This is a genomic window from Dyadobacter sp. UC 10 (genome assembly GCF_008369915.1).
Lineage (GTDB): Bacteria > Bacteroidota > Bacteroidia > Cytophagales > Spirosomataceae > Dyadobacter.
In genome coordinates, this window is sequence record NZ_VSRN01000001.1 from 4,883,506 (window position 1) to 4,906,828 (window position 23,323).

Consider the following 23,323-nt stretch of genomic DNA (forward strand, 5'->3'; position numbering starts at 1 on the left):
ATGAAATTGATTGCGGATAGTGGCTCAACCAAAACAGATTGGTGTCTGATCAGTGCGGGTCAGGAAGTCTGTAAATTCGTTACAGAGGGGTATAATCCATTTTTTGTCGATTCAAAATACATCTTTGAGTCGCTTGGAAATAGCATTCCGCAGTTTGTCGACACATCGAAAATCAGCGAAGTAATATTCTACGGCGCAGGTTGTCAGGATGAGAAAAAAGCATTGGTAGCCGATGCGCTCGAACAATTTTTTCCGGGCGTAGCATTGCAGGTGGAAGTGGACCTGCTGGCGGCAGCGCGCGGTTTGCTGCAAAAAGAAGCTGGTTTTGTTGCGATCCTGGGTACGGGTACCAATACCTGTACATACGATGGCGTGCAGATAGACCAGCAAATCGAGTCACTTGGTTTTTTAATGGGAGACGAAGGCAGCGGTTCTTATATGGGAAGAAAGATCTTATCTGACTATATCCGGGGCCGCATGCCGGAAAAGGCCCGGAAGCTTTTCTATCAGGAATACAAAAAGACACCGGTCGTAGTAATGGATGAAGTATATAGTACTCCGTTACCGAATCGGTACTGCGCTAACTATGTATTATTCCTGAATCACCCCGATATGGACAAAGCCTACTCGGAGGGTGTGATCCGGGATAGTTTCCATGAATTTTTTCAGAATCTGGTCAGTGCATATCCTGATTTCCGCTCGCTGATTTTCAATTGTGTGGGATCGGTCGGTTACTATTATGCAGATATGCTCAGGGAAACGGCCGATGCATTTGGCATGGAAACCGGCGCGATTGTACCCAATTTGATTGATCACTTGGTCGCTTACCACCTTCACGACAACTAACTAAAAATAAAAAATCCCATGAAACGTTTTCCGGAAATACTGGCGGTAATGCTGCCGGTGATTTACATATGCTATGTCAATTTTATAGCCGTGGAACCCAGGCAGCAGCCAGCCGGGCTGGTCGCCGATCCCGATTCCTACTTCGCTTGTTTTGTCCGGGATAAGAAGGTCGTGCGCACGCTGCGGATACTGGTCGACCAGCCTGTGGCAGATGTGAATTTTCCTTTTAATCCATTCAATCCGAGCGGGTATCCTGCCGGTAGGGTGTACATGCAGTTGAGTACGGAGGATGAGGAGGGCGCTGTACTTACAAGGACTATCGCCTTTTATGCCGATTCAACCAACAAAGCGGCACATATTGTAAAAATGACCAGGCCGCTGCAAAGTATCGATCTGACTGTCGGCTTCCAACTGGATAGCGCCCAATTTGATTTGCTGGTAGGCTACCTTTCTTCACTCGAAAGCAGGGGAAGTATGCAGGCTGACCGAACAGGGGCGGGCATTTGTATAGACATTCTGCAAACCCTGAACGTCAAACTTCCGCCCGGCGATTTGCGCACCTTCTGGTATGACAGCACGCCGCCAGGTTCCGGGCAAATTGTAGCGTCGTCGAAGATTAGTCCGTATTCTCTAGGGAAAGTATTTAAGAAAATCGATCGGGCTGAAATGCCGATCAATACAAACGAGGGCTTCATTGAAAGGCCGGAAGAAGGCGAATGCAGCCCGGAAGAGGCAATTTGAATAATCACTAAACCAAACATAATTGTATGAAACTTTTATCATTGCTAGCCGCTGTGACCGTGGCTGTTGCGTTATCCTGTACTTCCAAACCAGAGTCGGATTCTGAAAATGACCAGGATTCCGTATCCATTGAATCGTCGGGGGCGGGAGAGGAGTTAGTCTTGTTCGACGGGGCTTCGCTGTCGGGCTGGCATGTATTCAACCAGCCCGGCAAAGAAGTGAAAAACTGGGTTGTACAAGACAGTGCATTGGTTTGTCTGGGTGCTGCCAAAGATGCGCACGGGGGAGATCTGGTGTACGACGGCACATTCAAGGATTTCGACCTTAGCTGGGAATGGAAGGTTGACAAGGGTAGTAACAGCGGCGTGATGTACCATGTGGTGGAAGATCCGAAATACAAAGCTCCCTACGAAACGGGCCCTGAATACCAGATCATTGACGATATCGGTTTTCCCGAAAAGCTGGAAGACTGGCAAAAAACGGGTGCTGACTACGCTATGAAAATAGCGGGACCTGAGAAAAAGCTGAAACAGGTGGGCGAATGGAACACCAGCCGGATTGTGTACGACAACGGGAAAGTGCAGCACTGGCTGAACGGCGCGCTTATTTTATCCTTCGAAGTATCCTCAGAAGAATGGAAAAAAGAGCGAAACAGTGGCAAATGGAATGATTTTCCGGACTACGCGATTTCTGACGAAGGTAAAATCGCACTGCAGGATCACGGGAACAAGGCTTATTTCAAAAATATCAGGATTAAAAGGTTAGTTAACTAGTTGTTAGTGGGTTTTCAAGCTTACAATTAGCGTAATGCGGAGCGCAAACGAAGTGTTTTGTGGTGCAATAAGCAGTATTTCTGTAATTCCCTCTATCCTTGCTGGAATATTCAAAGTTGAATGTGGCCCGTCCACTAGCATGCCGATTTTGAATGACTCGCCGGAATTAATCAACGTTGGCTCGACCTCAATAAATTAGGGTTTGCCTTGACATTGATGTTGAGGTTACGATCGTGAACAACTGCTTTCAAAAATGTCCCTCGATACGCGAGATTGATCCTTGAGGCAGGTCAGAATGGAGTAGTTTAGGCTCAAGACCAAAACTTGTGGAGCAACTTGGATTAAGCATATAATTGAGTAAGGCGATACAGGAAGAACTCAACGTTTCTTACCCCTCTGAACTGTGCTCTGAACGCTTTGATTTTCGCGTTGAAGGATTCGGCAGATGCGTTAGTGCTGCGGTTATCAAAGTAATTAACGATTGTCTTATAGTGGTTTTCAATCGAGCGGGCTACGGTATTGAATGACTTGAAGCCAGATTGCCGGACCTTTTCATGCCATTTGGCTAATCTGGTCAACCCATATATTTTTTCCGTTGTAGTCGTGAAGATGTTACTGAGCCCTATCGTTAGCTCGTACGCTTTTTTCAAATCGGGGAAGCGTTCAAAAAGAAGCAGGGCGCGTTCTTTTTGGCTGTCTGTCCAGGTATTGGGCTTTTTGTATAGCGCGTACCTGCTTCGAGCCAGTAGCTGTTTAATGGTGTCGCCATTAGATAATATCTCTGGATGATATTCATTCTGAGACATTTTAGCCTGCTCAATAGCATCGCTTTCCTGATCCAGGACTTCCCAGCGATGTTTGATCCGGATATCTTGGAGGGCATCAACTGCGAGTCTTTGAACATGGAAACGGTCAGTCACTCGCACCGCCCGTGGAAAGCATCGCTTGGCAATCAAGGACATACTGCCCGCCATGTCCAGGGTGATTTCTGACACTTTCTTCCGCAGTGGTTCCGGGATTTTGCGAAGTACTTCAATCACTGCTTCTGCCTTAGTTCCAGCCACTATTGCTACAATGCTGCCACGGCCACCTTTGGCAGATTTATTGGTAAGGATTGTATACAATTCGCCGTGCGAAAGACTGGTTTCGTCGATCGATAGATGAGATCCTAGGTTTTCGGGATACAAGAGCCATTTTTTTGCATGACCTCTTTGCTTCCAATCTTTAAATCCACTCTGAAAATCACGATACTGCCGTAGCAAAGCCCTACCATCAACGCCATAGAAACGACCAATGCTCCAAATATCATTAGCCCTCGTATCCACCAATTTCTTTTAAAAAATCCGCGAATTCAATAGTCATTCGCGTGCCTTCTGCTACTTCTGTCCAGTCTCTATGGACAACTTTGCCAGTCTTGGTATTGAGCCACCTACGACGTTTAATATGAAGGAATACCTTGTGGCCCCGAATTGGGAAATCCTGCAGGGTAATGGTGGGGAAATAACCTTTGGAGAGCAAGTCTGCCTTTATTGGATCAGCTTCTGGATAATTTTTCTCTTCCAAATAGACGTGATAACGTTCCTCTGACTTCTCTACATGGGTCAGTAAGTAATTCTCAATTATAAAATCCGGTAAGATTAACTCGATAAGCGGCAGGAAACTCTCCAAAACAAACTGGTTTGATTAAAAACACAAACCTAGATAAATCCTATCCGCTCCACAAGTTTTTGATTTGATCCGTAGTTTAAGTGTCAATGCGTGACCAATCGCGTAACGCAAGAAAAAGAATAGGGTTCAAATAATTGATTTTCAATTATTTGAACCCTTTCTATGTACCCAGAGCCGGAGTCGAACCGGCACGAGTGTAACCTCATTGGTGTTTGAGACCAACGCGTCTACCGATTCCGCCATCTGGGCATTCTCTTACTTGTTGGGAGTGCAAAAGTAGGGAGAAAAACATATTTAGCAAGCCCAGGGAAGAAAAAATTAGGCGTTTAAAACACATTTTATAAAGGTCGCCCGCTAACTGCCTTACTCATAGCGCAATGCTTCTATCGGATCCAGACGTGATGCTTTTATTGCAGGATAAATTCCGGAGATCACGCCTACGAACACGCAAACCGCAATGCCCATCGCCATCCAAAGCCACGGAACTACAAAGCTGCTGTCGGTGCTGATCGAGGTCGAAATGATATTTCCAATAACGATTCCCAGGAGCAGGCCGCCGATCCCCCCGAGAATACACACGACGATCGCTTCTATCAAAAACTGAAAACGGATTACGCCGGGGGTGGCGCCAAGAGATTTCCTGATGCCGATTTCACGGGTACGCTCGGTGACGGATACGAGCATAATATTCATCAATGCGATGGAGGCGCCAAGCAAGGTGATAATCCCGATTCCGAAGCCACCAAGCCGCAGGTATCCCGACACTTCCTCAAAATCCTTGGCAATGGCATCTGCACGATCGATTTCAAAGGAGTCCTCCCTGCCTAATGCGTCGTGGCGCAGTCGCCGCATAATTCCCCGCGCTTCTTCTACAACCAGATCTCCATCCGCAATATTGGGCGCAGAGGCGGTAGTGCTGTACGTGAGGGATTGATTAGCAGCCAACCCCCGGCCGTTTTCAAGCGGGATGATGATGATCCGGTCGGAGTCATTGTCGCCGCCGAGCGAGCCTTTTTTCTGTAACACGCCGATCACTTTGTACCGGCTGCCCATGAATGTGATCTCTTTGTTGATCGGATCCGCCCGTTCGAAAAGTTTCCTGGCGATTTCCTGGCCAAGCACCGCTACATTCAGTGACTTTTCCATATCGTTCCTGTCAATATTCCTTCCCTGGTCGATTTTATAGCCTTTGATTGTCAGGAACTGATCATCCGTACCGACTACGCTGCTGTTTGGATTCGTTTTTTTAGATTGATAATTCACCTGGACTGCACCTGCAATGTCGGCAGAGAGTGACACTTTCGCGTCCGCGTAAGTTTTCCGGAAGGTTTCGGCAAAACTTCTGGCTTCCCGATAGTTGATCGGAGGGTACTTTTTACTTCTGCGGCCGCGGCTGAAAAAATCATCGTCGTACCGGTTTCGCACCGTAAATGTATTGGCGCCCAGATCGGCGAAACTGCTGTTTACAGAACTTTGAATGCCTTCGATCGCCGTGAGGATACCAACCAGCGACGTAATGCCGATTGCAATGATCATTGCCGTGAGCACCGTTCTTAAAAGGTTACTTTGAATCGACCTGAGGCCTTCGTCTACGTTTTCGCGAATATTCATAAGTACGATAGCTGATGCACCATAATCTGTCGTCTGTCGTTAAAAAAGACCAGTGTCAGAAATATAAATCGCCGATCCGTCTGGTATGGTTTCCTGATCGTTTGATTTTATTTCTATATTTAATCATTACAATATGTAAAACTGCGCATGATACGTGAAAGAATCAAACCAATGATACGCCTGATTGTCCCGCTTATCATTTTTTTGGCAATGTCTTTGAAAGGGATGTCCAACAGGATCCTGATACCGATGGATGATAGTCAAAAGAATCATTTGAAGGCATATGGAATATCTTTCTGGATTCTTAAAACCTTTGAAATGGAAATGGACTGGCTGCTCAACTACCGGGGAGGCAGCTTTATGGTCAATTACACCCAACAGTTCGCTTCTGAAATGACGGTGCGCGGAGTAAGTTTTGAGGTGATTTCAGAGGGGCAGGCCGGACAGATACTGAATCAGATCAGCGCGCCTGATGTGAACATGGATGCGGTCAAACTACAAAAGGCGCCGAAAGTGGCGGTTTATTCGCCTAAATCCAAATTGCCCTGGGACGATGCGGTAACGTTGGTACTTACTTACGCTGAAATTCCATATGATGTGATTTATGACGAAGAAGTATTGAGTACCAAACTTCCTGAATATGATTGGCTGCATTTGCATCACGAGGACTTTACAGGCCAGTTCGGTAAGTTTTACCAATACAAGGATTTTCCGTGGTACCGCGAGCAGAAAATGGAAGCAGAGGAAACTGCGGCTAAATTTCAGTTTGCGAACGTGCCGCAGATGAAGCTGGCTGTCGCGAAAAAAATCGCGGAATTTGTAAGCGGAGGCGGGTACATGTTTGCCATGTGCAATGCAACCGACACTTTTGATATTACACTGGCCGCCGAGGGTATCGACATTGTGGACGCGATGTATGACGGCACGCCGGCAGATCCAACGGCCAACAGTAAGCTCAATTACGAAAATACCTTTGCCTTCAAAGATTTCAAAACGATACCATATCCGTACGAAATCGAGTTTTCTGATATTGATAACCAGCCGGACGAACGCGGTTTACTCGAATCGAACGATTTCTTCTCATTATTTCAGTTTTCCGCCAAATGGGACCCGGTACCCAGCATGCTGACCCAGAATCACAAAACATTGATCAAAGGTTTTTTAGGACAGACTACAGCTTTTAAAAACAGGCTGATCAAGCCGGAGGTGATTATTTTGGCCGAAAATAAGCCGGCTAAGGAAGCCCGTTACATTCACAGCACGCACGGAAAAGGCTTTTTCACATTTTATGGTGGCCACGATCCGGAGGATTACCAGCACCGAGTAGGGGAAGAACCTACCGACCTGAACCTGCACCCGAACTCGGCAGGGTACCGGCTGATATTGAACAACATCCTTTTCCCTGCCGCGAAAAAGAAAAAGCTCAAAACCTGATCTGCTTTTCTGCTGTTCCAAATCACACAAACCGTGCGCTTCCGCACGGTTTTTTGTTTTTAATTTCGGGTTAAAATATTGATAATAAGTTGTTTAGCTATTGGCATGAATTTCGAATATTAGAAGGCATATTAGCCATGAATTTGAAAACAATCAATAGCCTCCAATGGACCGGGAAATTGCCCCTGACTATCTGAAAACATCGAGAAACCGGCGATGGCTCGTAATTCTTGCCATCGTCGGCGCATTGGGTGTTATTTTTTACTTTTTTAAGAAATCACTTTCCAGCACTTTGGAAAGCGCGCGGATCAGGACGTCGGTAGTGGAAACCGGCGATGTTGAGAACACTCTCACAGCTTCCGGCGAGGTGATCCCGGCGTACGAGCAAATCTTCACCAGCCCGATCCGAGCCAGCATTAAGCGCATCCTGATCACACCAGGCACCCGTGTGCAGCCTGGCCAGCCGATCGTGGAACTGGATAAATCCCTGACCGAAATAGAATTTGAACGTTACCAGGACCAGCTCGAATTGAAACGTAACAGCATTGATCAGCTGAAAATGAAGCTGAATAAAGATCTGTACGACGCGGAGATTAATGACAAGATCAAATCTCTGAATATCAATAAGCTAAGAGCGGATTACGAGGATGCCAGGCGTTTGCAGAAAGTCGGTGGCGGGACTGCGGAGGACATTACCAGGGCCGAAAATGCTTTGAAGATTGCGGAACTGGAAAAGCAGCAGCTGGAAAACGACCTCAAATATAACCGCGAATCAATGGGCGCAAGCCTACGGGAAACTGAACTTGGTGCGCAGATTGAGGGGAAGAATCTCAAAGAATTGCAGCACAAGTTGAGAATGGCAGATATCGTGGCCGATCGTAAAGGGGTTCTGACATGGGTTAACGAAAATATCGGCTCGTCGGTAAACGAAGGCGAAATGCTGGCGAAAGTAGCCGACCTGGGCAGCTTCAGGGTGGAGGGCAGTTGCTCGGACGTATACGCCGATCAGGTCAAATCGGGACTGCCGGTAATCATCAAAGTCAATGAAACTGAAATGCGGGGATTGATCACACAGGTTAAACCTTCTGTAAAAGATGGTGTGATCGGTTTCACAATTCAGCTGGATAATGCGAAAAACGAGTCGTTGCGGCCTAATATGAAGGTGGAAGTGTATGTGGTGACCAGTAAAAGTGCGAAAACGCTCCGTGTTGCAAACGGGCCTGCATTTACCGGGAAACGTAAACAATACATTTTCGTACTGGAAAATGGCGTAGCACACCGGCGGGAAGTGGAGCTAGGATTATCCAATTTTGATTTTGTGGAAGTTAAAAGCGGCTTGAAAGTGGGGGAGAAGGTGATCCTGACGGATTTGAACGATTACGAACACCTGGAAGAGTTAATCATTCAATGAGCCGCGCTATGAGATCACTTTTCCCTGTTCTGATCATTTTATGGTGCGGGAATAGCTACGCACAAGTGCAGCAGCTGACTTTGCCGGAGGTGGTACAGATCGCACGCGAGCATTCGATCGCTTCCAAGCAGGCAGTCACCCAGAAAAAGACAAATTACTGGCAGTACCGGTCTTTTTTGGCTGATTACAAGCCGCAGCTCGGCCTGGAAGGGACGGTTCCGGGATTCACCAGAAGTTTTGTAGAGGTCGTGCAGCCCGACGGTACCATTCTTTTTCAACCTGTGTCGTACAATAACGGCATATTGGGACTTTCGCTCAGCCAGAGCATCGCATTGACCGGCGGTACCATTTATGTGCAGCAGCAAATGCAGCGTTTTGACGATTTTGCCAGAAAAACCACGCGCTATAACGGTATCCCTTTCGAAGTTGGTTTGAAGCAGCCGCTTTTTCAGTTTAATCCATTGAAATGGGACCGCAAGATCCAGCCTTTGAAATACCAGGAAGGTAACCAGCAATTTATCCAGTCGCTCGAACAGGTTGCGCTGGACGCTACGGGGTACTATTTTGAGTTATTGGTAGCGCAGGTGAATTTACAGATAGCGGAAAAAAACAGGAGCAACAATGATACTTTGTACAAAATCGCGCAGCACAAGCTGGAGTTAGGGAAAATCTCTCAAAATGACCTGCTACAACTGCAAATGGGCTTGCTTACTGCACAAAAAGATCTGGCCTCGGCGCAGCAGTCGGCCGCAGTGGCGTCCCTTAAGTTGAAGTTGTACATGGGATCGAGGGATGAGCGAAACCTGGAACTGGGTATCCCGCTGGAAGCGAAGGAATTTGACATTGATACCCGCATTGCGTTGGACGAAGCTTTTGCAAACCGGTCGGCCGCAATCGGTTTTCGTCGGAAGTTGCTGGAAGCGGAAAGAGACGTTCAGTCTGCCAGGAAAGATAATGGATTGAACGCCTCACTGAATGCCACTTTCGGTCTTTCAAACCAGGGAAGCAAGCCGGGAGAGATTTATGTAAGTCCGCAGGACCGCGAATTTGTGGAGTTGCAGTTGGTACTGCCTATCCTCACGTGGGGCCGCAACAAAGCCCGGACGGAAGTGGCGCGGGCGAACCAGGAATTCGCGCAGCAATCGGTAGAGCAGGACAAGCTTACGTTCGAGCAGGAGATATTTACGCAGGTAACACTTTTACAAATGCTGCAAAAGCAGGCGAAACTGACAAAGCTGGCCGACGAGATCGCCGCAGAAAGGTACCAGATCGCCAAAGAAAGATTCATCCTCAGTGACCTCAGCGTAACCGATCTCGGCATAGCCACCCAGGAAAAGGATATCGCGCGAAGAGATTATATTCTTGCACTAAGAGATTACTGGCAATCTTATTACAGCCTGAGACTGCTCACATTGTATGATTTCGAACTTAACAGGAAGATTGGGTATTAGGGGAGCTGTTGGCGATTGGCTGTCAGCTTTTAGCCATTGGCTTTCAGAAATCGTCATTTGTTAAAACATTCATTCATTCACTCATTCAAAATTAATTTACCAACTGCCATGATCAGACTTGAAAATGTTGAAAAAGTTTACCGGACCAGTTCTATTGAGACGCTGGCACTTAATAATATTAATCTTAATGTAAAGAAGGGGGAGTTTGTTTCGATTATGGGGCCGTCGGGGTGTGGGAAAAGTACGCTGCTCAATATCATGGGGCTCCTCGATGCGCCTTCGAAGGGATATATCGAGATCGATGGCAGCCGGGTTGAGAAGTATACCGACAAAAGTCTGGCACATTTACGTAACCAGAAACTGGGTTTCATCTTTCAAAGTTTCCACTTGATCAATGACCTTTCGGTGATCGATAATGTGGAAATCCCGCTTTTGTACCGCAGCAGTTCTTCCAAAGAAAGAAAGGAGCTGGCGCAGGAGGCACTGGAAAAAGTGGGATTGAGTAACAGAATGAAGCATTTCCCAAAACAATTATCGGGCGGACAAAAACAGCGGGTAGCAATCGCGCGCGCAATTGTGGGTAAACCCGAAATCATCCTCGCCGACGAACCTACGGGTAATCTGGATAGTGTGATGGGCAATGAAATTTTGAACATTCTCCAGAAACTCAATGAAGGCGGTGCCACGATCGTCATGGTAACCCACGACGACGCCATGGCCAAAAAAACGCACAGGCTGATTCGCCTTTTTGACGGAACGCAGGTGGTTTGAAGAGAGGAAGGAGGGAGGAAGGAGGAAGGGAGGAAGGAGGAAGGAGGTTCGATGGTGCGTTGTGTGAGTTTGTGTTTTTATCATTGTCCCTTTCCTCCATCGTCCCTTTCCTCCTTCCTCCCAAACAAAAAATTCTTAATACATAAAAATATGCTATCCAACTATATCAAAATCGCCTGGAAAGTTTTGCTGCGGCATCCTTTCTATACTTTTATTACTTTGTTCGGTATAAGTCTGACGCTGACGGTGCTGATGGTGCTGACTTCTTTTATTGATCATTTGTTTGGCAGTCACTATCCCGAAAACAAGCGCGACAGGTCGGTGTATGTCGGGACGGTGATCCAGACGGATTCTTCGGGAACCACCATGTCGTCGGGGCCAGCCAGTTTCGATTTCCTGGTCAAACATGCCAAACCACTTAAATCGGCGGAGAAAGTGTCCATTTTCTCCAATTTCAGCTTTTCAAACACCTACGTAAATGGAAAGCGCATCAAGCTGAATACCAAGTATACGGATGCTGAATTTTGGGAGGTAATGGGATTTCAGTTTCTGGAAGGAAAGCCCTACAACGAGACCAACATTAAAAACAGCGACCACGTAGCAGTAATTACTGACGCATTGCGTGAGCAGTATTTTGATGCCGATGGAGGTAATGTAGTGGGGAAAAATATCGAGATTGAGAATGTAAATTACAGGGTGATCGGCGTCGTAAAAGGTAGCCCGCCGACGCGTTTGTATAGCTACTCGGACGTATATTTTCCTTATACAGCGCCGAAAAGCAATTATGAAAACAAAGGGCTGCGCGGTAGGTTCATAGCAGTAATACTGACTAAAAGCAAGTCTGAAATTCCCGGCGTGCAGGCTGAATTTGACAATAGCATTGCCCGTATCCCTGATTCCGAGATCCCCGACCGCAAGCAATACCCGGTACTGATCGTCAAGGCTGACCAATATTTTGACCACTTCTTGAATACGCTGGCGAGAAATGATACGCAAAGGGTTATGTTTTATGCGATTGTCGGGTTTGTATTACTGATGTTCATGGGGCTGCCTGCGATCAACCTGGTCAATGTGAATGTGAGCCGGATTCTTGAGCGTGCTTCCGAAATAGGGGTCCGGAAGGCTTTCGGGGCACCTGCGAAGGCGCTGCTCTGGCAGTTCATCATTGAAAATGTATTCATCACTTTTATCGGCGGCGCATTTGCATTGATCTTTTCCCTGCTGATAATCAGCATGATCAATGCGAGCGGCTGGATCGCCTATGCCGATCTGACGATCAATGTCCCGGTGTTTTTGGTAAGTATAGCGGTTTGCCTCCTGTTCGGTTTCCTCTCCGGCGTCCTCCCGGCATTCAGAATGTCGAAACTGAAAATCGTGGACGCATTAAAGGCGTGACGGCAGTAGGCCATGGGCCATAAGCAATAGGCTGTCGTGCCGCCGATTTAAGCATTTTTGGTCACCAGGTCATTTATCGTCCCGGCGACCCGTCAATCATTCAGTCATTCATCGCACCGGCGATCCGGTCATTCAGTCATTCAAAATTATGTTTTCACATCTCTTCAAACTCATCTGGAACAAAAAGGGGGCTCATTCTTTGTTGATTATCGAGATCTGGGCTTCGTTTATGGTTTTATTCGGCGTGCTTTCGCTGATTGTCTATAATGTGCGTAACTATCTCAAACCGATTGGTTTTGAGTACGAAAATGTTTGGAACATGGATTTGGCGAACAACCAGGATACTGTTGAAGTTTCGTCGAAACTGAATCGTGCTTTGCAGCGCGTGAAGGCTTATCCCGAGGTTGAGTCAGTTTCCCGCATGAGTAGCAACACGCCTTTTTCAGCCAATCAGATCGGTAATTCTGTCACATATAATAAAGTGACCGTCGGCGCAGACTTTTACTATACCGACAGCGAGTTTAGCCGGACAATGGACCTGCCGATGCTGAAAGGCCGCTGGTACCGCGAAGGTGACCGGGTCGCCAAGTTCGTACCTATTGTGATCAATAAGGCAATGGAAGCGAAACTGTTTCAGGACGAGGCAGCGATAGGGAAAGTGATTAAAGTCGATGATAAAACTTCTTTCAAGGTTATTGGCGTCGTGGATAAGTTTAAGGCAAAAGGAGAATTTATGACCGATGGGCCGGCGCTTTTTCAACTCATTGCGCAGGACGATGGCTGGAATTCGAATCTTTTAATTAAAACAAAACCCGGAACAGACGCTAATTTCGAGGCCAAACTGGTCAGGGATATGGCGGTTATGCTTCCAGGCTGGGGCATTGAAATAAGTTACCTGAAAGAATCATTGAAAAACAGGCATAATCTGACCCTTGTTCCGGTACTTATCTTTCTCATTGTGAGTGGATTCTTGCTTACTAATGTAGCCTTGGGCCTGTTTGGTATTCTAAATCTGAATATCTCCAAAAGAAAAGGAGAAATCGGTCTGCGGCGTGCGATGGGCGCAACAGAGGGGAGGGTTACCACGCAGTTCCTGGGGGAAATATGGGTGCTCGCAACTTTCAGTATGATCCTGGGTTTGCTGTTCGCAGTTCAATTCCCGCTCATGAATGTTTTTGATCTCGATCGGGAAGTATATATTATCGCTATTTTCGCAGCTATTCTAGTCATTTACCTGATCGTAACCCTCTGCGCCTGGTTTCCCAGCAAGCAAGCTGCCAGGATCCACCCGGCAGTGGCGCTGCATGAGGAGTAATGTTGAATGACCGGGTCGTCGGTGCGATGAATGACTGAATGACTGAATGATTGAATGATTGAATGAGCCGCCGTGGAACGGTGAATGAGCCGCCGAAAGCCTACTGCTTAATGCCTACTGCCTAATGCCAATTTAATATGCTTCTTATAGTCGACGATGATATTGCGATCCGGACTTCTCTTGCACTACTTTTAAAAAAGGAAGGGTTTTCTGTGCAGGGTGCGGGCTCGCCCGAGGAGGCGTTTGAAGTGCTGCGGACGGTCAGGCCTGAACTGATTTTATTAGATCTTAACTTTTCCATTGAAACTTCAGGGAAAGAGGGAATGCAGCTTTTGCAGCGTATTAAAAAGAGTTATCCCGCCATTCCGGTGATCCTGATCACAGGCTGGGGGACGATTGATCTGGCGGTAAAGGGAATGAAGGAAGGCGCGACCGACTTTATCACCAAACCCTGGCAGAATGAATATCTGATCCAGTCGGTGCGGACTATTTTGAACCTGGCTGCTCAGGAGCCGCAGTCTGACAGCCGCCGTAAGCTCGAACAAAAATACCATTTCGAAAATATCGTAGGACAGGATGCCAAGCTACTCGATATCCTTGGGACGGTGGGCCGGGTGGCAGCTACCGACGCGCCCGTCCTGATCACCGGCGAAAGCGGTACCGGGAAAGAGCTGATCGCAGAGGCAATCCATTCAAATAGCAAACGAAAGGCGAGGCCATTTGTGAAAGTGAACCTGGGTGGAATTTCATCTACCTTATTTGAAAGTGAGCTGTTCGGGCACGTGAGAGGCGCATTTACCGATGCCAAGTCGGATCGCCTGGGCCGGTTTGAAATGGCACATAAAGGTTCGATTTTTCTGGACGAAATAGGGGAGCTCGATCTGTCGAGCCAGGTGAAATTACTTCGGGTATTGCAGGAACGCACATTTGAACCGCTGGGCAGCAGCAAGAGCCGGACGGTTGATGTGCGGATCATCTGCGCTACCAACCGGAATCTGGAAGAAATGGTCGCCAACGGTACTTTCCGCGAAGATCTTTATTACCGCATTAACCTGATTACAGTAAAGCTGCCCGCATTGCGCGAGCGCCCCGACGATATCCCCTTACTGTCAGGTTTTTTTGTAAATAACCTGAAAATCATCTACCAGCGACCCGATATCACGATCAGTCCGGCGGCACTCAAATGGCTCAAAACGTTGCAGTTACAGGGTAATATCAGGCAATTGAAAAACCTGGTGGAACGTACCGTCCTGCTTTCGTCAAAAGATGTGCTGGACATTGCGGATTTTCAAAAGAACCTGACGGTCGGACAATCGGCGGCTGCGAAAAATTTACCGGAAGTCGGATCGGTCACTTTGGAAGAAATGGAATACCAGATGATCGCCAGGGCAATGCAATTTCATCAGAACAAAATCAGTAAGGTGGCGCGGTCGCTCGGGATCACCCGGTTTGCATTGTACCGCAGACTGGAAAAATACGGTATCTCTTTCGATCCGGACGAGCAATGAAAATCTCTACACGGACTAAATACATCGGTTATATAACGGTACTGCACCTGGTGCTGATCGGCCTTGTGTATAAAATACTGGCTCAGGATAAGCTGCTGTTTATCGTATCGGAGGTGTTCCTGTTGCTTTCAGCCGTGGTTTCCATTCAGTTATACCGCAATTTTATGCAACCTATCCAATTTGTGAAATCAGGGATCGAGGCAATCAAGGACAAAGACTTCTCGATTAAATTTGTGCCTACCGGGAAAGGCGAGATCGACACTTTAATCGAAGTTTATAATCTGATGATCGATCAGCTTCGGGAAGAACGGACGCGGCTCTATGAGCAGCATTTCTTTCTGGAAAAGTTAATTGAGGCTTCACCTATTTCGATTATTATCCTGGATTATGATAACCGCATTGAATCACTTAATCTCAAAGCGAAGGCTCATTTTGGCAAACAGGCTGACGATCTCGTCGGCAAGGAATTAGGAGATACTGCGCAATCCATTCTGGAAGAGCTGGTTAATATGCAGGATGGCGATTCTCGCGTGGTGAAGACCAATGGTGTCGTGACTTTCAAGGTGCAGCGGTCGCATTTTATGGATAAAGGTTTCAAAAGGTCGTTTTTAATGATTGAGGAACTGACCAATGAAATACTGGAATCTGAAAAAAATGCCTATGGAAAAGTGATCAGGATGATGGCGCATGAGGTGAACAATACCCTCGGCGCGACGGATTCGATCTTACAAACCACGCAACACATCCTGCCTGACGCAGAGTACCAGGATTTGAAAGAGGCATTGGGTATTGCTTCGGAGAGAAACCAGCGCCTGACGCGTTTTATGCGCAATTTTGCGGATGTAGTGAGGCTGCCTTTGCCGGTCAAAGCTCCGGCCAATGTGGGGAAACTTGTAAAAGACGTTTCTATCTTCATGGAACCGGCAGCGGCTGATAAAGGGATTAAAATGCATTTGTTTCTGTCAGAATACGACGTTATCAAAATGCTTGACCTGGGCCAAATCGAGCATGTCCTTGTTAATATTATCAAGAATGCGATTGAAGCGTGCGTTGCAGGCAATCATGTCGAGTTGTATGTTTCAGAATCAGGGATAGTGATCCGAAATAACGGGAACCCTATTGATAGTGATGCGAAACTTTTTAATCCTTTTTTCAGCACTAAGAAAGACGGACAGGGTATAGGGCTGACACTGACCAGAGAGATTCTCGTAAATCACGGATTTGGTTTCTCACTGCGTACCGGTGAAGACGGATGGACAGCATTTACCATTGAAATGCCTGTCTGAAACCTGCTATAATTTCCTGACGCTTACTGTAAATGCATTCGCCGGATTGTGCACCATCAACTGCTGCACTTCCTTTTCGCGTAAGCCATTCGCTTTTAAATAGGGGATAACCTTGTCGGAAATGGTCGTGTAGCCTCGGAATTCGCCGCCCCCGGGCTCTCCCGGACGATACCAGCCGGCGTCGTGTGAAATGAGCAGCTGGTTGAAAAAGCCTTCTTTTTTAAGAAATAAAATAAGCTCGCCGTTTGCGGTAACACTTTTATCCTCGTCACCAATTCCATCCAGACTCACCCAACAGCCACTTTTAGCAGTATTCACAATCTCTTCGCGCGTTCCGTTTGCGTGCACCCAGACGAATGCTTTCGGATCGACACCCAGTTTTTTCAATATTTCAATTTCCTGGTTGGCAGGAAGTGCCGGGCCCGTGTGTGAGCAAATGGTCAGTCCGGTTTTGAGGTGTGTCAGTGCAGCGGCGGTAACCAGCTTTTGATGTAATGCAGAAAGAGGGCCGCTATTCACGCCGGTTTTGATAAATCCCGGTTTTACATTCGTTCCATCGATCCCGTTTTCGTATTCTGATATCCAGCGGGCCGCGAGCGCTTCGGCAGTTTCTGTAAATGCCCATGCAGGCAGGTATTTGTTGTCGGAAGCGCCGTAATAGCCGGTATTGGTAACCAGTTTAAGTCCGGAAGCTACTGCTAATTTTTGAAGCAATCTGACATCGCGACCGATAAAGGCAGGTGTGCATTCGACTATACTTTTGATACCTTTCTTTTTTACTTCGAGTAAATAAGGCAGCACTTTTTTAATCACATCCTCATGCTGCCAGCGATCGGACGAAATTTTGTCTGCGCCGATAAAATCGACCAGTACATGTTCATGGATCAATGCAGGGCCGAGTTCAGCCGGTTTTATTTTTCCGTCAACGGTATTGATGAATGCATTTTGAGCCTTGAAATCCATCAGAATCAATGGCGCAGCTCCTGCCGCTTTCAGGAATTTTCTGCGGGAGAAACGGTTTATCGCCACGCCGCTCATTACTCGACGATGATAAAAGGGTTGGGACTGAAAGAAATGACAAAGATGATCAGGGCGCAGACTCCCAGGATAATGCGGGGTGCATCGAGCGGTTCATTTTGTTCGGTTTCAGGATGCTTGATGCCCAGAAAGCGACCGAGAATGAATACAAAAGGCAGAAAACCCGTGGATCCTTCCCACTCCGGACGGAAATACGAAACTGCAAATTGCGCCACCACAATAATCAAACTGATCATAAAGGCCGTAGCGTTGATTTCACTTACCCTTTTGAAACAGATATAGAGCAGGTAAATGTAAATCGTGAGATAAATGAGTTGTTCGTAAAAAATGGCATCGTTACCTGTCGCGAAAGATTCAGCGGTGAAAAGGCCGAGGCCTGCATAAAATGCGAAAAAGCCGAACAGTACAGGCGCTACCACATTGAATTTTTTCTTACCGATCAATCCATATAAAATATGCCCGCCATCGAGCTGGCCTATTGGGATCAGGTTCAGGGAAGTAAAAAAAAGCGCCAGGTAACCCGCAAAAATGTACGGATAATGCACCATTTCATTGGGATGCGGCAGTAGCGAGGGGTCTGCTACGTAATTTTTGAACAGCCAGAAAAGAATATTATCACCTAAAATCAGGTTGCCACTCGCATTTTCGTAAACGAACTGGGGGTAGCTGAATCCGTAGCGGGCGTATTCAGGATGTATCGTAAAAATGTACTCAGCGGGCGGCAAATGCGTGAAACCGTACCATAGAACGGCCAGAGCCGCTATAAAACCGGCCAATGGACCCGCAATTCCGATATCGAAAAATTTGAGACGGGACGTGACCACAGATTTAATGCGGATAAAGGCGCCCATTGTCCCGATACTCTGAGGTATCCCAAACCACAGCGGAATGTAAAACGGCAGGGTAACCTTCACGTGGTGCGCTTTTGCGACGAAATAGTGGCCAAACTCGTGGATCGTGAGAATAGCAAGAAAAGGTATTGAAAAGTGAAAGCCTTGTAAAAATTGCGGCCAGCCCAACAATTTAGACTGCGCTTCCGCAGTGATAGCAGGATCAACGTCACCCAGCGAAGCGAAAAAATTGTAAACAAAAGAGAAAATATTACCAAACATCCATTCGGCACCGGCCATTGTGGTCGTTACGACGGTAACAATGAATAAAATTCCCTGAATCAAATAGGTACGCGCGCTAGACTGCATAATCTTTCAGATATTCCAGAATGGTGTCAGGCTTTTGAACGTGAATGGTTTCAATGCCAAGTTTAGCGGCAGCTTGAATGTTATCGTAGTTATCATCGAGGAACAAAGTTTCTTCGGCTTTGATGCCTGCCTGATCGAGTACTTTTTGGTATATCAACGGATTAGGTTTCATAACGCCCATTTCGTAGGATAGGAAAACGGTTTCGAAAAGATCCTCAAGTTTTTCAATTCCGGTCGAGGCTTTCAGTATTTTGTTTACCTGGGTAATATGAATAGAGCTGGTATTGCTGAGCAGGAACAACCTGTAATCGGCAGCCAGCTTCTTCAAAAGATCAACCCTCTCCGGCGGCAGGTCCAGCAGCAGGCTGTTCCAGGCCGTGTCGATTGCTTCGTCGGACAGATCAGGAAAGTCCAGGATTTCACGGATAAAATTTCTGAATCCCGCTTCATCCAGTGATCCTGTCTCAAACTGCCGGAATATCTCGTTTTCATTGAAGATAGCAAGAATTTCACTCTGTTCCCTACCGCTCAATTCAGCAAATGACCTGGAAGCCACTGGCACATCAATATTCAGAATGACATCGCCCAGATCAAAAATGATATTCTTTATTCGGGTGTTTTTCATTGATGTTGTTTTTGGCGGTTGGCTTTTGGCTTTTGGCTTTTAGCTGTTGGCTATTAGCCGTTAGCTTTTAGCCCTTGGCTGTTCTTAACTGATTATTATTTGCTTGTACCTGTCAGCACTTTCTTATTCACTGCATTTTTTTACTTGCTAACAGCTAAAAGCTAAAAGCCAATAGCTAACAGCCAATAGCTAACAGCCAATAGCTATTCAACAACCACTCCCATTGCGCAGAACTTGTCGATTCTTTGATCGATCCTGTCCTGCTCGCTGATCGTGTTTAGTTCGTTGATATTTTCTAGAATAACCCTTTTCAGTTCTTCCGCCATCCAGTTATGGTCGAGATGAGCACCGCCAAGAGGTTCAGAGATAATACCGTCGATGAGCTTGTTTTTCTTCATATCGCGGGCAGTAATTTTCATTGCCTCTGCCGCCTGCTCTTTGAAATCCCAGCTTCTCCAAAGGATTGCCGAGCAGTTTTCGGGAGAAATGACTGAATACCAGGTATTTTCAAGCATCAACACCCGGTCTCCGATCGCGATTCCTAATGCACCTCCCGAAGCACCTTCGCCGATCACGATACAGATTACGGGCACTTTCAGCATGAACATTTCTTTCAGGTTGCGGGCGATTGCTTCACCTTGTCCGCGTTCCTCTGCCTCCATTCCGGGAAATGCGCCCGGCGTGTCTATTAGTGTTACGATAGGCTTATTGAATTTCTCAGCCAGCTTCATCAACCGCAATGCTTTGCGGTAACCTTCCGGATTGGGCATACCAAAGTTCCTGTGCTGGCGCTGCTTAGTATTGCGGCCTTTTTGCTGACCAATCAGCATAAAAGACTGTCCGCCTACATTGGCCAAACCACCGATAATAGCCGGATCGTCGCGCACCTGACGGTCGCCATGAAGTTCAATGAATTCGTCGCAGATCAGCTCAATATAGTCGAGCGTGTAGGGACGGTCAGGGTGGCGGGAAAGCTGCACACGCTGCCAGCGCGTGAGGTTTTCAAATATTTCTTTTCGAAGATTTGTGATATTGTTTTCCAGCAAGGAAATGGCGTCCGAAAAATCTACATTGTTTTCTTGTGCCAATGTCTTCATTTCTTCGAGCTTACGTTCTAGCTCGGCCATAGGTTTTTCGAAATCCAGGTATGTTCTCATATTTAGGTTCTGGTTGATGAGGGGCCGTTTTTCAGAGTTCGTAAGTCCGTCCCCGTAGCGGTATCTCTACCGTATTATAGCCAATTTCTTGAATTTTAGACTGGAAATCAGCCATGCTTTGCTGCTCTCCGTGAACGAGGAAAATGCCTTTCAGCTTCTCAGGGTCCTGCATTTTTACAAACTTCAAGAGATCGTTCTGATCTCCGTGGCCGCTAAATACGTCAATTTTTTCAATATTAGCCAAGACAGGCAGCTGCTTTCCACGTATCGAGATGGTATCCTGCCCGTTAAGCAGCCGCCATCCCAATGTGCCTTCGGAAGCATAACCGATCATCAAAATAGTAGCATAAGGATTCCCGATATTGGCCTCCACATGCTGTTCCACCCGTCCACCCTGCACCATTCCTGATGAAGAGATGATAATGCACGGTTCATTATAATTCGACACTGCCCGGCTGGCGTCCGAGCTTTCCAGGTAAATCAGATTCTCAAAATCAAAAAGCATATCATTGTCCTCCTGAAAACTCCGCGCTTCTTTATTAAGCATCCGGCCGTGCTTTTGGTAAACCTTCGTACTGCTGTGCGCGAGCGGGCTATCTGAGAATACTTTGATGTAAGGAAAGGATTTATCGAGATAAAGCTTGTTAAGCGTATAAAGTAACGCCTGTGTGCGGCCCACGCTAAAAGAAGGAATGATCAGCCGTCCCGGAATATCAATGCAGGTACGCTTGATCACATCCGCCAGTGCTTCCACCGGCGAGGCGGTATTTTCGTGCAGCCTGTTCCCGTAAGTTGATTCGCAGATCAGGTAATCTACCTGTGGAACTTCCTGAGGATCAATCAATAGTGGATAGTTTTTTCTGCCGATATCCCCCGAAAAGCAAAGCCGTTTCTTTTCGCCGTTTTCATAAACCTCGACCACAATATGCGCCGCACCGAGCAAATGTCCCGCAGCGTAAAAGGTAACAGTTACATTATCAGCAATGCGGTAGCGCTGGCCGAAAGAAACGGGCACAAAATTGTCCATCGCTTCCAGTACATGCTTTTCAACATAATAATCCTTTGGAACTTCCCGCTGTTTCTTGCCGCGCTTTTTGGATCCCAGCCGCGCATTCAATCGTTTCTGGTGCAGGTTGGCGGCGTCTTTGAGCAGGAGCGAGGTTAGGGCAAGCGTAGGCTCGGTACAAACTACGCGGCCTTCGAAACCCTCTTTGTATAAATTAGGAATGTTGCCTGAGTGATCAATGTGAGCGTGCGTTAAAAGTACTGTGTTGATCAGACTTGGTTCAAACGGAAATACGCCTTTTTGCTCTTCATATCTGTTTTTCCTGCCAATTTCGTCCAGGTCAAAATCTGAGCCGCAGTCAATCAAAATCCGGTAATCATCCGATTCCAACAGGAACATGCTACCGGTCACTTGTTGTGCAGCTCCCCAAAATGTCAATTTCATATAAAAATGGGGTGAAAACCTATACTGGTTTCATGCATCCGACAAAAGTACCAAAAAACAGACTGTGATTTGGACTTTACTGATTAGTTTAGATTTTGGGTCAAGGATTCGGGCCTCACCAACAGCTGTATTTAACTATATGAAATTGCTTTCGCTTGCCTGTCTTATATTTTTTTGCAATACGGTTTTTGCCCAAAATATCGACAGTACCGCATTGAATAACCTGCGCGACGCGGCTTTGGAATTCCAGAACAGCGAAATCATGCGCAGCGGGTCGCTGGCTATTAGTGTGAAGGCGGTAAAAGAACGCACAACTGTGTTTGGACTTCACCAGGAACTTTCACTGCCGTCGGCATCGACTTTAAAACTTGTTTCAACAGCGACTGTGCTCGCGGTGTTTGGAGGGGATTTTAAATATCAAACGTATCTCGAACATGACGGGCAGGTCAAAGGAGACAGTTTGATAGGTAACCTTTACATTCGCGGCACCGGCGATCCATCCCTCGGCAGCGACCGGTTTACAGGTTTTCTCAAATCCGCGGAATTGATTAACCGCTGGGTAGCGGCTGTGAAAAAGGCTGGTATCAGGCATATTAAAGGAAAAGTGTTGCCCGACGCTTCATTTTTTGACAATAATACTGTGGCCAGCACGTGGATCTGGGGAGATATGGGAAACTATTACGGAGCGGGTGTTGAGGGACTCAATTTCAACGAAAATCTGTATCGCGCCAAATTTAAACCGGGTGTTGAACCGGGCGATCCGGCGACTTTCCTGGGGATTGAGCCGGCTATTCCCTATTTAACATTTACAAACCAGGTTACAACAGGAGAAAGAGGATCTGGTGATAAAACGATTTTGTACAGCAGCCCGCTTGGAAACCGCGTCGTGTTGACAGGAACTGTACCGGCCGGGGTGGCTGGTTTTTCGGTAAAAGGTTCTATCCCGAATCCTGCGGAATATGCTGCATTTGCATTGAAAACTGCATTAGGCAACACAGCAGTGACCATTTACGATCAAAATCTGCCAGCTCCCGGTACACTTACGGTTTCAAGTCAGAGAAAGGTTTTGGACGAATACAAATCTCCGGCTTTACGGGAGCTTTGCCAGCAAACCAATTTCTGGAGTATTAATCTATACGCCGACGCTTTTTTGAAGCAAGCGGGCAAAAGACTTTCGGGGCAGTCAGATTTTGACAATGCGGCCAGGGCGGTCACCAGTTACTGGTCGGGTAAGGGGGCTGATCTGAGGGGTTTTTATATTAAAGATGGCAGCGGACTTTCTCCTTCGGGATCTATTACTGCCGGTAGTCTGACGGAAATTTTAAACCTGGCGAATAAGGATGTCAGCTTCAACGATTTTTACAAAAGTATTGCGATACTCGGCCAGAACGGTACTGTAAGAAATCTGGGCAAAGGCACGAAGGCAGCGGGGAATGTGCATGCCAAAAGCGGCTCTATTGAAGGCACGCGGGCTTATGCCGGATACTTCACTTCCAAAGCAGGGACTTTAATGAGTTTTACCATTATCGCCAACAAATATATGCCGGGCAGTCAGCGGATTGTTTCCGACGAGCTGGTAAAGCTTATGACCTTAATGGCGCAATTGTGACAAGTCTTGCATAGTTTTACGGGATAATTGAATGC

General features: G+C 46.9%; 20 protein-coding genes and 1 tRNA gene. 12 read left to right on the plus strand and 9 right to left on the minus strand.

From position 1 onward, the window contains the following. Genes FXO21_RS20130 through FXO21_RS20140 form a run of 3 tightly spaced genes read left to right on the plus strand, consistent with a single transcriptional unit; the run spans window position 1 to window position 2,360 of the window. Window positions 1-846: an N-acetylglucosamine kinase gene (locus FXO21_RS20130; RefSeq protein WP_149641774.1), complete on the plus strand. Its 846-nt coding sequence runs from the start codon at window positions 1-3 to the stop codon at window positions 844-846. 18 nt (window positions 847-864) lie between these two features. Continuing rightward, the gene (locus FXO21_RS20135) at window positions 865-1,587 is read left to right on the plus strand and encodes a hypothetical protein (protein ID WP_149641775.1); all 723 of its coding nucleotides are present in this window, start codon (window positions 865-867) and stop codon (window positions 1,585-1,587) included. 26 nt (window positions 1,588-1,613) lie between these two features. After that, window positions 1,614-2,360, plus strand: coding sequence for a 3-keto-disaccharide hydrolase (locus FXO21_RS20140; protein WP_149641776.1), 747 nt, complete (start codon window positions 1,614-1,616; stop codon window positions 2,358-2,360). A gap of 341 nt (window positions 2,361-2,701) precedes the next feature. On the opposite strand, the gene FXO21_RS20145 is transcribed toward FXO21_RS20140, so the two are convergent. From FXO21_RS20145 to FXO21_RS20160, 4 genes are all read right to left on the minus strand, one after another. After that, the gene (locus FXO21_RS20145; protein WP_225865555.1) at window positions 2,702-3,685 is read right to left on the minus strand and encodes an ISAon1 family transposase; all 984 of its coding nucleotides are present in this window, start codon (window positions 3,683-3,685) and stop codon (window positions 2,702-2,704) included. Further along, window positions 3,669-4,028: an ISAon1 family transposase N-terminal region protein gene (locus FXO21_RS20150; RefSeq protein WP_149638820.1), complete on the minus strand. Its 360-nt coding sequence runs from the start codon at window positions 4,026-4,028 to the stop codon at window positions 3,669-3,671. The genes FXO21_RS20145 and FXO21_RS20150 overlap by 17 nt, the downstream gene beginning before the upstream one ends. 165 nt (window positions 4,029-4,193) lie before the next feature. Then, a tRNA-Leu gene (locus tag FXO21_RS20155) sits at window positions 4,194-4,277 on the minus strand. A 114-nt stretch (window positions 4,278-4,391) separates the two neighbouring features. Continuing rightward, window positions 4,392-5,639 carry an ABC transporter permease gene (locus tag FXO21_RS20160; protein ID WP_149641777.1) on the minus strand — a complete coding sequence of 416 codons (1,248 nt, stop codon included), beginning with the start codon at window positions 5,637-5,639 and terminating at the stop codon, window positions 4,392-4,394. Window positions 5,640-5,810: 171 nt separating this feature from the next. On the opposite strand from FXO21_RS20160, the gene FXO21_RS20165 reads away from it, so the two are divergent. The 8 genes from FXO21_RS20165 (at window position 5,811) to FXO21_RS20200 (ending at window position 16,210) form a co-directional block, all read left to right on the plus strand. Next, the gene (locus FXO21_RS20165) at window positions 5,811-7,073 is read left to right on the plus strand and encodes an asparagine synthetase B (protein ID WP_149643559.1); all 1,263 of its coding nucleotides are present in this window, start codon (window positions 5,811-5,813) and stop codon (window positions 7,071-7,073) included. A 166-nt stretch (window positions 7,074-7,239) separates the two neighbouring features. Beyond that, window positions 7,240-8,484, plus strand: a complete 1,245-nt coding sequence (locus tag FXO21_RS20170; RefSeq protein WP_149641778.1) for an efflux RND transporter periplasmic adaptor subunit — start codon at window positions 7,240-7,242, stop codon at window positions 8,482-8,484. Between the two features lie 8 nt (window positions 8,485-8,492). Beyond that, window positions 8,493-9,935, plus strand: coding sequence for a TolC family protein (locus FXO21_RS20175; RefSeq protein WP_149641779.1), 1,443 nt, complete (start codon window positions 8,493-8,495; stop codon window positions 9,933-9,935). A 108-nt stretch (window positions 9,936-10,043) separates the two neighbouring features. Further along, complete coding sequence (locus tag FXO21_RS20180) at window positions 10,044-10,706, plus strand: ABC transporter ATP-binding protein (RefSeq protein ID WP_149641780.1); 663 nt, start codon at window positions 10,044-10,046, stop codon at window positions 10,704-10,706. Between the two features lie 150 nt (window positions 10,707-10,856). Continuing rightward, window positions 10,857-12,101, plus strand: a complete 1,245-nt coding sequence (locus FXO21_RS20185) for an ABC transporter permease (RefSeq protein WP_149641781.1) — start codon at window positions 10,857-10,859, stop codon at window positions 12,099-12,101. 148 nt (window positions 12,102-12,249) lie between these two features. Continuing rightward, window positions 12,250-13,416, plus strand: coding sequence for an ABC transporter permease (locus FXO21_RS20190; RefSeq protein ID WP_149641782.1), 1,167 nt, complete (start codon window positions 12,250-12,252; stop codon window positions 13,414-13,416). A 137-nt stretch (window positions 13,417-13,553) separates the two neighbouring features. After that, on the plus strand, window positions 13,554-14,924 hold the full coding sequence (locus tag FXO21_RS20195; protein ID WP_149641783.1) for a sigma-54-dependent transcriptional regulator: 1,371 nt from the start codon (window positions 13,554-13,556) through the stop codon (window positions 14,922-14,924). After that, a complete protein-coding gene (locus FXO21_RS20200; protein ID WP_149641784.1) occupies window positions 14,921-16,210 on the plus strand; it encodes a sensor histidine kinase in 1,290 nt (429 codons plus the stop codon). Before FXO21_RS20195 ends, FXO21_RS20200 begins: the two co-directional genes overlap by 4 nt. Before the next feature lie 6 nt (window positions 16,211-16,216). On the opposite strand, the gene FXO21_RS20205 is transcribed toward FXO21_RS20200, so the two are convergent. The 5 genes from FXO21_RS20205 to FXO21_RS20225 form a co-directional block, all read right to left on the minus strand. Then, window positions 16,217-17,248 (minus strand): phosphotriesterase family protein, encoded by a 1,032-nt coding sequence (locus tag FXO21_RS20205; RefSeq protein ID WP_149641785.1) that lies wholly within the window; start codon window positions 17,246-17,248, stop codon window positions 16,217-16,219. Then, on the minus strand, window positions 17,248-18,447 hold the full coding sequence (locus FXO21_RS20210; protein ID WP_149641786.1) for a site-2 protease family protein: 1,200 nt from the start codon (window positions 18,445-18,447) through the stop codon (window positions 17,248-17,250). Before FXO21_RS20210 ends, FXO21_RS20205 begins: the two co-directional genes overlap by 1 nt. Then, the gene (locus tag FXO21_RS20215; protein WP_149641787.1) at window positions 18,437-19,072 is read right to left on the minus strand and encodes an HAD family hydrolase; all 636 of its coding nucleotides are present in this window, start codon (window positions 19,070-19,072) and stop codon (window positions 18,437-18,439) included. Before FXO21_RS20215 ends, FXO21_RS20210 begins: the two co-directional genes overlap by 11 nt. A 203-nt stretch (window positions 19,073-19,275) precedes the next feature. Then, the gene (locus tag FXO21_RS20220) at window positions 19,276-20,229 is read right to left on the minus strand and encodes an acetyl-CoA carboxylase carboxyltransferase subunit alpha (RefSeq protein WP_149641788.1); all 954 of its coding nucleotides are present in this window, start codon (window positions 20,227-20,229) and stop codon (window positions 19,276-19,278) included. 31 nt (window positions 20,230-20,260) lie between these two features. After that, on the minus strand, window positions 20,261-21,679 hold the full coding sequence (locus FXO21_RS20225; RefSeq protein WP_149641789.1) for an MBL fold metallo-hydrolase RNA specificity domain-containing protein: 1,419 nt from the start codon (window positions 21,677-21,679) through the stop codon (window positions 20,261-20,263). A gap of 139 nt (window positions 21,680-21,818) precedes the next feature. On the opposite strand from FXO21_RS20225, the gene dacB reads away from it, so the two are divergent. Continuing rightward, on the plus strand, window positions 21,819-23,288 hold the full coding sequence (gene dacB / locus FXO21_RS20230; RefSeq protein WP_149641790.1) for a D-alanyl-D-alanine carboxypeptidase/D-alanyl-D-alanine endopeptidase: 1,470 nt from the start codon (window positions 21,819-21,821) through the stop codon (window positions 23,286-23,288). Window positions 23,289-23,323 lie beyond the last annotated feature (35 nt).